This is a genomic window from Pseudomonas sp. P179 (genome assembly GCF_000478485.2).
In the GTDB taxonomy this organism is placed as follows: Bacteria; Pseudomonadota; Gammaproteobacteria; order Pseudomonadales; family Pseudomonadaceae; genus Pseudomonas; species Pseudomonas aeruginosa.
Genome location: NZ_KI517354.1, coordinates 3,025,806 through 3,037,316, shown reverse-complemented (window position 1 = coordinate 3,037,316; position 11,511 = coordinate 3,025,806). Strand labels below are relative to the sequence as shown.

The 11,511-nt window shown below is 66.7% G+C and carries 11 protein-coding genes; 8 read left to right on the top strand and 3 right to left on the bottom strand.

The window, feature by feature from the left end; all coding sequences use genetic code 11:
* Positions 1–90 precede the first annotated feature (90 nt).
* The 3 genes from HMPREF1224_RS26620 (at position 91) to HMPREF1224_RS26610 (ending at position 3,252) form a co-directional block, all read left to right on the top strand.
* Positions 91–1,029 carry a LysR family transcriptional regulator gene (locus HMPREF1224_RS26620; RefSeq protein ID WP_003118585.1) on the top strand — a complete coding sequence of 313 codons (939 nt, stop codon included), beginning with the start codon at positions 91–93 and terminating at the stop codon, positions 1,027–1,029.
* A 115-nt stretch (positions 1,030–1,144) separates the two neighbouring features.
* The gene (locus tag HMPREF1224_RS26615; protein WP_003117219.1) at positions 1,145–1,330 is read left to right on the top strand and encodes a hypothetical protein; all 186 of its coding nucleotides are present in this window, start codon (positions 1,145–1,147) and stop codon (positions 1,328–1,330) included.
* 587 nt (positions 1,331–1,917) lie between these two features.
* Positions 1,918–3,252 (top strand): OprD family porin, encoded by a 1,335-nt coding sequence (locus HMPREF1224_RS26610; RefSeq protein ID WP_010793574.1) that lies wholly within the window; start codon positions 1,918–1,920, stop codon positions 3,250–3,252.
* Positions 3,253–3,280: 28 nt separating this feature from the next.
* Here the strand turns inward: HMPREF1224_RS26610 and HMPREF1224_RS26605 are convergent, their stop codons facing one another.
* Positions 3,281–4,078 carry an AraC family transcriptional regulator gene (locus HMPREF1224_RS26605; RefSeq protein ID WP_003083886.1) on the bottom strand — a complete coding sequence of 266 codons (798 nt, stop codon included), beginning with the start codon at positions 4,076–4,078 and terminating at the stop codon, positions 3,281–3,283.
* A gap of 77 nt (positions 4,079–4,155) precedes the next feature.
* Between HMPREF1224_RS26605 and HMPREF1224_RS26600 the strand changes: the two genes are divergently transcribed.
* From HMPREF1224_RS26600 to HMPREF1224_RS26580, 5 genes are all read left to right on the top strand, one after another.
* Positions 4,156–5,772 carry a gamma-glutamyltransferase family protein gene (locus HMPREF1224_RS26600; protein ID WP_003102206.1) on the top strand — a complete coding sequence of 539 codons (1,617 nt, stop codon included), beginning with the start codon at positions 4,156–4,158 and terminating at the stop codon, positions 5,770–5,772.
* A gap of 671 nt (positions 5,773–6,443) precedes the next feature.
* Positions 6,444–7,280, top strand: a complete 837-nt coding sequence (locus HMPREF1224_RS26595) for an outer membrane protein OmpK (protein WP_003102209.1) — start codon at positions 6,444–6,446, stop codon at positions 7,278–7,280.
* Between the two features lie 241 nt (positions 7,281–7,521).
* Positions 7,522–8,928 (top strand): uracil-xanthine permease family protein, encoded by a 1,407-nt coding sequence (locus tag HMPREF1224_RS26590; protein ID WP_010793573.1) that lies wholly within the window; start codon positions 7,522–7,524, stop codon positions 8,926–8,928.
* A 92-nt stretch (positions 8,929–9,020) separates the two neighbouring features.
* Positions 9,021–9,686 (top strand): TetR/AcrR family transcriptional regulator, encoded by a 666-nt coding sequence (locus HMPREF1224_RS26585; protein WP_003117223.1) that lies wholly within the window; start codon positions 9,021–9,023, stop codon positions 9,684–9,686.
* A 5-nt stretch (positions 9,687–9,691) separates the two neighbouring features.
* Entirely contained in the window at positions 9,692–10,282 is a 591-nt protein-coding gene (locus HMPREF1224_RS26580) for an IMPACT family protein (protein ID WP_003117224.1), read from the top strand.
* Between the two features lie 6 nt (positions 10,283–10,288).
* Here the strand turns inward: HMPREF1224_RS26580 and siaD are convergent, their stop codons facing one another.
* Positions 10,289–11,116, bottom strand: a complete 828-nt coding sequence (gene siaD / locus HMPREF1224_RS26575) for a biofilm formation regulator diguanylate cyclase SiaD (RefSeq protein ID WP_003083910.1) — start codon at positions 11,114–11,116, stop codon at positions 10,289–10,291.
* A gap of 6 nt (positions 11,117–11,122) precedes the next feature.
* The gene (siaC, locus tag HMPREF1224_RS26570; RefSeq protein ID WP_003083913.1) at positions 11,123–11,503 is read right to left on the bottom strand and encodes a biofilm formation regulator SiaD modulator protein SiaC; all 381 of its coding nucleotides are present in this window, start codon (positions 11,501–11,503) and stop codon (positions 11,123–11,125) included.
* Positions 11,504–11,511 lie beyond the last annotated feature (8 nt).

Here is an 11,511-nt window from a genome sequence, read left to right as displayed (position 1 = left end):
CGTTGCTACGGCGACGGCGGCCAGTATAGGCAGCCCGGCGCCAGGGAAAATCCGACCAATTTACGAATCTGTTTTGCAACCGAGGTAATAGTGGACACATTGCAAGGCATGCGCGTGTTCGCCAGGGTGGTGGACAGCGGCAGCTTCACTTCCGCCGCCCAGGCCCTGGACCTGTCCACCGCGCAGGTATCGCGGCTGATCTCCGACCTGGAGGCGCACCTGCAGACGCGCCTGCTGCACCGCACCACCCGGCGCCTGGCCCTGACCGAGGCCGGCGAGCGCTACCTGGAGCGGTGCCGCGGGATCCTCGAGGACATCGAGGTCGCCGAGGCCGAAGCCGCCGGCGCGCACATCCGCCCCTGCGGCCGCTTGCGCGTGCAGTCGCTGATGGGCATGGGCCAGCATCACCTGGTGCCGATGATCGCCCGCTACGGCGCACTGTTCCCCGACGTGGTGATCGAGCTGACCCTGTCCCAGCGCAACCCGGACATGCTCGAGGAAGGCCAGGACGTGCTGATCACCGGCGAGCGCCAGTTGCCCGACTCGGAGTTCGTCGCCCAGCGCCTGGGCAGCATCCACAGCGTGCTCTGCGCCAGTCCCGGCTACCTGCAGCAGCGCGGCGTGCCACGCTCGGTGGACGACCTGGAGCGCCACGTCTGCCTGCGCCTGCAGGACCCGGCCTACCCGGAGGGCTGGATCTTCGCCGACGAGCAGGGCGAGCGCACCGTCAGCCCGCAGAACACCTTCATGGTCAATGTCGCCGAGGTCATGGCCCAGGCGGCCAAGGCCGACCTCGGCATCGCCCTGCTGCCCAGCTACGTGGCGGCCGCGGCGCTGCGCAACGGCGAGCTGCTACGAGTGTTGCCCGGCCATGCCATGCACCAGCGGACCATCTATGCGCTGTATCCCTCGCGGCGTTACCTGGACGCGAAGATCCGCACCTGGGTCGATCTGTTGCAACAGGAACTTCCCCAGGCATTCGCCCGCGACGAAACTACCATGCAAAGTTCAAGTTACTGGGCACAGTGAAGGATTGTTGTTATTGAGGTAATACTCTCTCGTCTGTTTGGCTATTTTTCCGAGCATGGCGGTTAACTAATATGGCGCCTGTCCCAAGTGAACAGGGTGTCATCGGAGACCCGCCATGAATCGCCAGATCCTTGTTGCCGCCATACTCAGTTTGTTTTCCCTCGCATTTTCCCAGGCCGGTTTCGCCGAAGAGTCCTCGCTGATGACCAACCGCATGGTCGACGCCAACCAGCAGGCCATCGAGCACCAGCAGGAACTTTCCGCCTCCGCCGCGCAGGCCGGGGCCCGCAGCGACTCCTGATCTAGCGCATGGCGCCAGCCGCGCCATGGCTTCCCCCGGGTACTCGGGAAGCGTGAGCCTGGGTACCCTGTCCTTGCGCCGCATATGATATGCGGCGTTTTTTTTTGCCTTCCTGACCGTTCGGACAATTCTTGCAGAATATGTAAAAGACTTTCGTTGGATATCGGGTTTTTCCGATAGTGGCAAAAAAATATAATCGCGCCAGCTCAATGGATAATTGTCGCTGGCTGTCGACGATATTCGTTCTGTCTTCATCGATCTCGCCATGCAAGAGCGGGACGTGGAAAGCCTAAAGCCCGATGAGTCGAAGAGACTTTCAATAGAAGAGTCCGACTGCGTTCCAGCCGGTTTCCAGTGTCCGGAAATACACTGGCAAGACTTCCCGACGCCGAACTTTGATTGCTCCTATTCGACGTCTTCTCAAGGCCGCTGATACCAGCGGCCTTTTTTTTCGGGTTGCGCCCGGCTGGGCGCCCCATGGGAGCGATCGCCCGCGCGACGCCAGCAGAAGCGTCGCCGGGAACGACACCACAACACGCTTTCCGGCCTTGCCGGATTTCACCACGCTGTAAGAAGGAGCAACCGCAATGAGGAATCTGTTCGCCTTGACGCCGATGGCGCTGGCGCTGTGCACCGCGTCCGCCGCCTGGGCCGATGAGGGGGAAGCCAAAGAAGGCTTCATCGAAGGCTCCAGCCTCCAATTGCTGACCCGCAACTACTACTTCAACCATGACCGCCGGCACGCTTCCGGGCACGACAGCAAGGAATGGGCGCAAGGCTTCATCGCCACCTTTCAGTCCGGCTACACGCCCGGCGTGGTCGGCTTCGGCGTCGACGCCTACGGCATGCTCGGGCTGAAGCTCGACGGCGGCGGCGGTACCGGCGGCACCAGCATCCTGCCGATCACCGCGCCGAGCAAGGAAGGCTACGAATCCGGCAAGGCGCCCGATGAGTTCTCCAGTGGCGGGGCGGCGCTGAAGATCCGCGCCTTCGACACCGAGCTGAAGCTGGGCGACCAGTTCCTCAGCAACCCGGTGGTCGCCGGCGGCGAGTCGCGCATGCTGCTGCAGACCTTCCGCGGTGTGAGCCTGACCAACAACAGTTTCGAGGACCTGACCCTCACGGCTGGCCAGGTCAGTTTCACCAAGTACTACAACCAGAGTGGCCACCGTCGCCTCGGCTCGTACTACGGCGAACTGCCGGGCGACCGCGACAGCCATCATCTCAGCTGGCTGGGCGGCACCTGGGGCGGCATCGAGGGCTTCACCAGCAGCCTGTACGCCGCCGAACTGCAGAACGTCTGGAAGCAGTACTACGCCGACGTCGACTACACCTACGAGATCGACGACAACTGGTCGCTGAACCCCGGCGCGCACTACTACAAGACCGTCGACAGCGGCGACTCGTTGCTCGGCCGGATCGACAACAACACCTACAGCCTGCATTTCGCGGTCGGCTACAGGCAGCACACCGTCACCGCGGTGCTGCAGAAGGTCAACGGCAACACGCCGTTCGACTACATCAACCAGGGCGACAGCATCTTCCTCGACAACTCGCAGCAGTATTCCGACTTCAACGGTCCCAACGAGAAGTCCTGGAAGCTGCAATACGACTACGACTTCGTCGCCCTCGGCCTACCCGGCCTGAGCGCCTCGGCCTCGTACTCGCGCGGCAAGCTGGACCTGACCCGGGTCGATCCGGACAGCCCCGGCTACGGCGGCTGGTACAGCGCCGACGGCAAGAACGCCAAGCACTGGGAACGCGACCTCGACCTGCAGTACGTGGTCCAGGGCGGTCCGGCCAAGGACCTCTCGCTGCGCCTGCGCTGGGCCACCCACCGCGGCACCGGCGGCTACAGCGCGGTGGACAACGACATCGACGAATACCGGGTGATCGTCGACTATCCCATCGACGTGTTCTGAGCCGCGCGCGCTGGGCCCTTCGCCGGGCTCAGCGCTGGCGGAACAGTTCGCCGGGAGTGAAGCCGAAGAGTCCCTTGAAGGCGGCGATATAGGCCGAGGTCGAGTCGTAGCCGCTGTCCAGGGCGGCGCCGGTGACGCTGTCGCCGGCCTCCAGCGCGTTGAGCGAGGCGAGCAGGCGCTGGCGTTGGCGCCAGAGCCGGTAGTTCATCCCGGTCTCGCGCTGGAACAGGCGCGACAGGGTCTTTTCCGAGGTGCCCAGGCGCTGCGCCCAGTCGCCCATGGTCAGGCTCTGGGTCGGTTCGTCGATCAGTGCCTGGCACAGCCGCAGCAGGCGCGGCTCGCGCGGCATCGGCAGGGAGAAGGCGACCTCCGGTAGCAGCCGCAACTGGTCCAGCAGCACCTGCACCAGCCGCGATTCGGCGCTGTCGCCCTCCGGGTAGTCCACCGGCAACTCGCAGAAACTCTTGATCAGCTCGCGCGCCAGCGGCGTCACCTCCAGCACCCGGCAGCGCGTCGGCGCCCAGGCGCAGGCGTCGCCACGGATGTACAGGCTGCGCATCTCGGCGCGGGTGGAGGTGACCACCTCGTGTTCCAGCTGCGCCGGAATCCAGATCGCCCGCTGCGGCGGGGCGAAGAAGCTGCCCTCGGCGGTATGTACGCCGAGCACGCCGCTGATGGCGTAGGAAAGCTGTACCCAGGCGTGCCGGTGGCGCGAGGTCCAGGAGCCGGCGCGCAGGCTTTCGGCGCGCGCGTAGACCGGCCGTGGCAGGCGGGCGAGGGTGGGAATCGGGCGGTGCAGTTCCGCAGGCTGTCCGTTCATCGTCATGACTTGGCGTCGTGTCGCTAGTCGGCAGAGTCTGGCAGGGCTAACCTGCCGCCTCAAGTTTCCCGGAGCCCACGCCGATGCTCGACTTCTCCGCCCACGCGCTTCCCTACGCCTCGCAACGTTCGCCGGTCCATGCCCGCCGCGGCATGGTCGCCACCTCGCAGCCGCAGGCGGCGCAGGTCGGGCTGGAGATATTGCGCCGTGGCGGCAATGCCATCGACGCGGCGATCGCCACCGCCGCCGCGCTGACGGTGGTCGAGCCGACCGGCTGCGGGATTGGCGGCGATGCCTTCGCCCTGGTCTGGACCCGCGGACGCCTGCACGGCCTGGACGCCAGCGGGCGCGCGCCGGGCCTGCTCGATCGCGAGCGGGTGCGCGCCGCCGGCCACGAGCGGATGCCGCTGTACGGCTGGACGCCGGTCACCGTGCCGGGCTGTCCGGCGGCCTGGGGCGAACTGTCGCGGCGCTTCGGCAAATTGCCGTTCGAACAACTGCTGCGGCCGGCGATCGAGCTGGCTCGCGATGGCTTTCCGGTCTCGCCGGTGATCGCCCGCCTGTGGCAGAGCGGCCTGGACAAGTTCCGCGCGGCGTTGCCGCAGCGGCCCGAGCTGCGGGCCTGGTTCGACGAGTTCCTCATCGACGGCCGGGCGCCGCGCGCCGGCGAGGTGTTCCGCCAGCCGGGCCAGGCCGACACCCTGGACGAGCTGGCGCGCAGCCAGTGCGAAAGCTTCTATCGCGGCGAGCTGGCCAGGGCCATCGTCGGCCACGCCGAGCGCAGCGGCGGCTACCTGCGCGCGGAGGACCTGGCCGGCTACCAGGCGAAGTGGGTCGAACCGATCTCACTGAACTACCGTGGCTATGACGTCTGGGAGATTCCGCCGAGCGGCCAGGGCCTGATCGCCCTGATGACCCTGAACATCCTCAAGGGCTTCGAATTCGGCGAGCGCGACTGCGCGCGGACCTGGCATCGCCAACTGGAGGCGATGAAGCTGGCGTACGTCGACGGGCTGCACTACATCAGCCAGCCGCAGTCGATGCGGGTCTCGGTCGAGGAACTGCTGCACGAGGACTACGCCGCCAGCCGCCGTGCGCTGATCGGCGAGCGCGCGCTCGATCCCAGCCCCGGCCAGCCGAGGCCGGGCGGCACGGTGTACCTGGCCTGTGGCGACGAGGAGGGCAACCTGGTCTCGTTCATCCAGAGCAACTACCACGGCTTCGGCTCCGGCGTGGTGGTGCCCGGCACCGGCATCGCCTTGCAGAACCGCGGCGCCGAGTTCAGCCTCGATCCGGACCACGTGAATTGCCTGGAGCCGGGCAAGCAGACCTTCCACACCATCATTCCCGGTTTCCTCAGCAAGGACGGCGTGCCGCTCGGCCCGTTCGGCGTGATGGGCGCCTATATGCAGCCGCAGGGCCACGTGCAGATGGTGATGAACCTGGTGGACTTCGGCCTCAACCCCCAGGCCGCCCTCGACGCGCCGCGCTGGCAGTGGCTGGGCGGGCTGCGCGTCGGCATCGAACATGCCGCGCCGCGCGCGCTGGCGGCGGAGCTGGCGCAGCGTGGGCACCAGGTGGAAATCGCCTACGACTCGACCAGCTACGGGCGCGGCCAGATCGTCCTGCGCGACCCGGCCAGCGGCGTGCTCTGTGGCGGCACCGAGCCGCGCACCGATTCGCAGATCGCGGTGTGGTGAGGGGACCCATGTGGGTGAGGCGGGGAGACCTGTCCGGCGGATAATGCCCAAGGCGTATCCACCCTGCGGATGACGAAGCAAGAAGACCCGGCAGGCATAGGCTGCCAGGCGACCCGTACTCGAGCGCGCTCCGCTACGCAACATCGAGAGCGCCTTCTGGATGTCATGCCACCGGAGTCTCCCAGGCCCTGGCGAATTTACGTCCGGGCGTCCTGAAACCCGACGAAAAACCCCATTCGGGGATGAATTCCGCCTGCCGTCTCTGGCATCATCCGCGCCGCTTCTCGCCCGAACGCCGGGGCGGTGATGTGTAGAAAGACCACGCACTGTTTTGTGTACAAAAGTCTGCTGATTCTTTTTGTCACAAATCGTTTTTGTGTATCCAGTTTTCTTCGCGCTGCCAACCCAAAGTCGAGCACGCCCCTCCCGACCACGCACCAGTGCAAGGCAAAAACTGTCCTTGGGGTCAGGTTTTTGCCGTCGTAGAGAGGTTGGAGGCATTTCGCCGCCTTTGTCCAAAACACTGAAAAAACAGGCGTTCCCTTCGCCGCAGGAAACCCGGCGAAGCGCCCGCGCCGTCTTGGCTTCGTTCTTGCTATCCATGGCGAGGCCTGACCGCTCGGACAGGTTCGCCCACTAGAAGAAAAGCTATTCACTCCAGGAGCGTTTCAATGAGCCGCACACTCGCCACCGTGATGCTAGCCGGGGGGCTACTGGCCGCAGGCCAGGCTGTCGCCGAAGACCATGACATGACGCCGACCCACGAGACCGACTCGGGGCCGCTGCTCTGGCACAACGAGAGCCTGACCTACCTCTACGGCAAGAACTTCAAGATCAACCCGCCGATCCAGCAGACCTTCACCCTGGAACATGCCAGCGGCTGGACCTGGGGCGACCTATTCATCTTCTTCGACCAGATCAACTACAACGGCAAGGAAGACGCCAGCAACGGCAAGAACACCTACTACGGCGAGATCACTCCGCGCCTGAGCTTCGGCAAGCTCACCGGAGCGGACCTCTCCTTCGGCCCGGTGAAGGACGTGCTGCTGGCCGGCACCTACGAGTTCGGCGAAGGCGACACCGAGGCCTACCTGCTCGGCCCGGGCTTCGACCTGGCGATCCCCGGCTTCGACTACTTCCAGCTCAACTTCTACTACCGCAAGCCCGACGGCAACCGCGTGCGCGCCGGCGCCTGGCAGATCACCCCGGTGTGGTCCTACACCATTCCGGTGGGCAACTCCGACATCCTCATCGACGGCTACATGGACTGGGTGATCAACAACAAGAGCGCCAGCACCAGCCGCCGCAACCAGAGCGACTATCACGCCAACCTGCACTTCAACCCACAGGTCAAGTACGACCTGGGCAAGGCCCTCGGCTACGAGCCTAAGCACCTGTACGTGGGCCTGGAGTACGACTACTGGTCCGACAAGTACGGTGTGAAGGACTCGCAGTACTTCACCACCGACCAGAACACCGCAAGCTTCCTGGTCAAGTACCACTTCTGAGTCCGTCGCGCGGGGCTTCCGGCCGGGCCCCGCCAGCGCGCCCCGTCATTGCGCGCCGTGCATCGGCACGGTGCGCGACGGTCGCCTTCGTCGTCCTTGCGTTTGCCTCCCATTGTTCGCTCGACCCACGCCGGGCGCGCCCTGCAGCCTGAGCGGCAGGAATAAGCTGATCACCTGGACAGCTTTTTGCAGAAGCCGTGCATCCTCCTCCTGTCCGAGGAGCGCCACTTGAGACGGCCCGATGCATAGCGAAGACCAGCGCCCCAACGACCTCATCTACGGCCTCGACGACCGGCCGCGCCCGCTTCCCGCCTTCCTTGCCGCGCTACAGCACGTGCTGGCCAGCTTCGTCGGTATCGTCACTCCGCCGCTGGTGATCGGCTCGCTGCTCGGCCTCGGCGAGCACCTGCCATACCTGATCAGCATGGCGCTGATGGTTTCCGGCGCCGGCACCCTGATCCAGGCGCGCCGGCCGTTCGGCATCGGCGCCGGGATGATCTGCCTGCAAGGCACCAGCTTCGCCTTCCTCGGCGCCGTGCTGGCCGCCGGGATGCTGGTGAAGCAGCGCGGCGGCGGTCCCGAGGAGATCCTCGCGATGATCTTCGGCGTGTGCTTCTTCGGCGCCTTCGTGCAGATCGTCCTCAGTCGTTTCCTCGGCCATCTTCGCCGGGTGATCACGCCGCTGGTCACCGGCATCGTCATCACCCTGATCGGCGTCAGCCTGATCAAGGTCGGCATCACCGACCTCGGCGGCGGAGCCGGGACCTCGGACTTCGGCGCACCGGCCAATCTCGCGCTGGGCGCGCTGGTGCTGCTGAGCATCGTCCTGCTGAACCGCTCGCGCCTGCCCTGGCTGCGCCTGGCCGCCATCGTCATCGGCCTGGCGCTGGGTACCCTGGCGGCCTGGGCGACCGGCCTGTTCGTTCCGCGGGCGTTGCCCGAGCTGCCGCTGGTCAGCCTGCCGCAGCCGTTCCGCTTCGGCTTCGCCTTCGACTGGATGGCCTTCCTGCCGGTGGCGCTGATCTACCTGATCAGCAGCATCGAGACGGTCGGCGATCTGACCGCCAACTGCATGCTCTCGCGGCAGCCCCTGGAGGGACCGGCGTACCTGCAGCGGTTGCGCGGCGGGGTGCTCGGCGACGGCGTCAGTTGCCTGCTGGCAGCCACCTTCAGCGCCTTCCCGAACACCACCTTCGCGCAGAACAACGGGGTGATCCAGCTCACCGGGGTGGCCAGCCGGCACGTCGGGATCTATATCGGCGGCGTGTTGCTGGCGCTCGGCCTGTTCCCCTGGGTCGGCGCGATCCTCCAGCAGATCCCCAAGCCGGTGCTCGGTGGCGCCACCCTGGTGATGTTCGGCAGCGTCGCCGCCGCCGGCATCCGCATTCTCGGCCAGACCGCGATGGACCGCCGCAGCGTGCTGATCATCGCCGCCTCGTTCGGCGTCGGCCTCGGCGTGGCCGCGCAGCCGACCCTGCTCGACCAGATGCCGGCGGTGGTGAAGACCCTGTTCGACTCGGCGATCACCAGCGGCGGCATCACCGCCATCCTGCTCAACCTGCTGCTGCCCGAGGAGCGCGTTGCCGAAGCGGCGCAGGCCAGCGCGAAGGGCGGCGCCCTGGCGCGCTGGCGCAAGCCGCTGGGTTGATACGGGCGTTTGCAAATTTTTCCGCGCCTGGCTTGTGTCCCGCGGCCGGGCTGGGGTATCAACGCGGGGATCACGCCGATGGAAACCTGCGCATGACCCTGACAGTGCCCGCCCACGACCCGGCCGCCCGCGACAAGCCGGCCGGGCGCATCCGCCAGAAGAACGAGGAGGCGATCCTCGCCGCGGCCGAGGAGGAGTTCGCCCGCCACGGCTTCAAGGGCACCAGCATGAACACCATCGCGCAGAACGTCGGCCTGCCCAAGGCCAACCTGCACTACTACTTCGGCAACAAGCTGGGCCTCTACACGGCGGTGCTGAGCAACATCCTCGAACTCTGGGACAGTACCTTCAACACCCTCGGCGTCGACGACGATCCGGCCGAGGCGCTGGCCCGCTACATCCGCGCCAAGATGGAGTTCTCCCGCCGCTACCCGCTGGCCTCGCGGATCTTCGCCATGGAGATCATCAGCGGCGGCGAGTGCCTCACCGCGCATTTCAACCAGGACTACCGCAGCTGGTTCCGCGGCCGCGCCGCGGTATTCGAGGCCTGGATCGCCGCCGGCCGGATGGACCCGGTGGATCCCGTGCACCTGATCTTCCTGCTCTGGGGCAGCACCCAGCACTACGCCGACTTCGCCAGCCAGATCGGCCTGGTCACCGGCCGCAAGCGCATGTCCAGGCAGGACTTCGCCGCCGCCGCCGACAACCTGGTGCGGATCATCCTCAAGGGCTGCGGACTGATCCCGCCGGCGGCCTGAACGCGATGCCGAGCACCCTGCAAGGCCTCGCCGAATACCGCGAGGAAATCCGCAAGAGCCGCTTCCACACCATCGCCGCGCCGGTGGCCGACGAGGACGAGGCGCAGGCGTTCATCGCCGCCCACCGCGACGCTTCCGCCGGACACAACTGCTGGGCCTGGAAGTGCGGCGCGCAGTACCGCTTCAGCGACGACGGCGAACCCGGCGGCAGCGCCGGGCGGCCGATCCTGGCGGCCATCGAGGGACAGGACATGGACTGCGTGGCGGTGCTGGTCAGCCGCTGGTTCGGTGGCATCAAGCTCGGCACCGGCGGCCTCGCCCGCGCCTATGGCGGCGGCGCGGCCAAGTGCCTGCAGCAGGCGCCGCGCAGCGAGCTGGTCGAGCGCTGTCGGGTGCGCTTCGCCTGTGCCTTCGCCGACCACGCGCTGCTCAAGGCGCGCAGCCTGGCGCTGGGCGCCAGCGTGGCGGCCGAAGACTACGGCGCCGACGGCGTCGTCCTGACCCTGGAGTTGCCGGTGGCGCGCTTCGAGGCGCTTCAGGCGCTGCTGGTGGACCTCAGCCGAGGCCAGGTGCGGCTGCAGCGGCTGGACGCCTGAGGAGGCTCAGCGCGCTGGAGCCGGGCGGGAAGGGGCAGGAAGCGGCGGGAGCGCGGCGAACACGCATTTGTCGCGGCCGCTGCGCTTGGCGTCGAGCAGTGCGGCGTCGGCGCGATTGACGGTCTGCGAATAGGTTTCGCCGATGCGGTGTTCGGTAACGCCGACGCTGGCGGTGACGCTCAGCGCCTCGGTGCCGACGCGTACCGCCAGGGTCCGTACGCTGTCGCGCACCCGCTCGAGTACCGGGCCGGCGTCCTGCAGGCGGGTCTGTGGCAGCAGCAGGAGGAATTCCTCGCCGCCCCAGCGGCCGCAGAGGTCGTATTCGCGTAGCTCGGACTCCATGGCCCGGGCGATTTCCACCAGCACCCGGTCACCGCTGTCGTGGCCCCAGGTATCGTTGACCTGCTTGAAGAAGTCCACATCGAGCATTGCCAGCACGTAGCTCTGGCCGTGGCGCTGGGAGCGTTCGTTCTCCTCCCTGAGGCGCTCCAGCAGCATGCGTCGGTTGGGCAGGCCGGTCAGTGGGTCGCGGATCGAGGCTTCCTTCAGCGCCAGGTTGAGGTCGCGCATCATCTGCTGGTAGCGGTCGGAGATCCGCGCCACCTTTTCCAGGCGCCGCAGCTGCTTGTGGTAGCGCTCGGACAGCGACAGGTTCTGCTCCCGCGCCATCGACTGGAAACCGTCGGAGATCCGGGCGATGCGCTCCAGCCGCACCAGTTGCTCCAGCGATTGCTGGCGCAGGCGGGCCAGCGCCTGGTGCAGCGGATGCCCGTGGAACTGCGGATCGGCCAGCAGGCCGTCGATCCAGGCGTCCAGTTCGCGTTCGCGGCTCATCGTCGGCTACTCGTCGTGGGCCTGGATGGCGAAGGGGAAGCTGCAGTCCTCGCGGAACTCCTCGGCCAGCTCGGCGACCCGTTCGTTGCGCCGGTCGTAGTGCCAGCGCAGGCTGACCGGGCGACCGCCCTGGTGGGCCTCTTCGAGCAGGTCGAGGATGTCCATCATGGCCTTGATCGAACTGGTGTTCAGGTACAGCAGGCGCAGGTCCAGTTCCAGCGGCCGCTGCCCGTCGGCGAGGAAGCGCTCGACCCAGTCGATCACCTGGCCGAACAGTTCATAGGAGTTTTCCGGGTAGGAATCGCCTTGCATGGACAGGCGTCCGGCCTGCCAGTCGCCCTGGATGGCGGGCGTGGACTGGGTGCCGGGTATGTGCAGGTCACTCATGATGGTGT

Bases quoted from the DNA above. Each gene is read 5' to 3' on its own strand.
- HMPREF1224_RS26590 (WP_010793573.1), top strand. From the start codon at position 7,522: ATGCATAGCGAAGACCAGCGCCCCAACGACCTCATCTACGGCCTCGAC.
- HMPREF1224_RS26585 (WP_003117223.1), top strand. From the start codon at position 9,021: ATGACCCTGACAGTGCCCGCCCACGACCCGGCCGCCCGCGACAAGCCG.
- HMPREF1224_RS26580 (WP_003117224.1), top strand. From the start codon at position 9,692: ATGCCGAGCACCCTGCAAGGCCTCGCCGAATACCGCGAGGAAATCCGC.
- HMPREF1224_RS26610 (WP_010793574.1), top strand. From the start codon at position 1,918: ATGAGGAATCTGTTCGCCTTGACGCCGATGGCGCTGGCGCTGTGCACC.
- siaD (WP_003083910.1), bottom strand. From the start codon at position 11,116: ATGAGCCGCGAACGCGAACTGGACGCCTGGATCGACGGCCTGCTGGCC.
- HMPREF1224_RS26605 (WP_003083886.1), bottom strand. From the start codon at position 4,078: ATGACGATGAACGGACAGCCTGCGGAACTGCACCGCCCGATTCCCACC.
- HMPREF1224_RS26595 (WP_003102209.1), top strand. From the start codon at position 6,444: ATGAGCCGCACACTCGCCACCGTGATGCTAGCCGGGGGGCTACTGGCC.
- siaC (WP_003083913.1), bottom strand. From the start codon at position 11,503: ATGAGTGACCTGCACATACCCGGCACCCAGTCCACGCCCGCCATCCAG.
- HMPREF1224_RS26600 (WP_003102206.1), top strand. From the start codon at position 4,156: ATGCTCGACTTCTCCGCCCACGCGCTTCCCTACGCCTCGCAACGTTCG.
- HMPREF1224_RS26615 (WP_003117219.1), top strand. From the start codon at position 1,145: ATGAATCGCCAGATCCTTGTTGCCGCCATACTCAGTTTGTTTTCCCTC.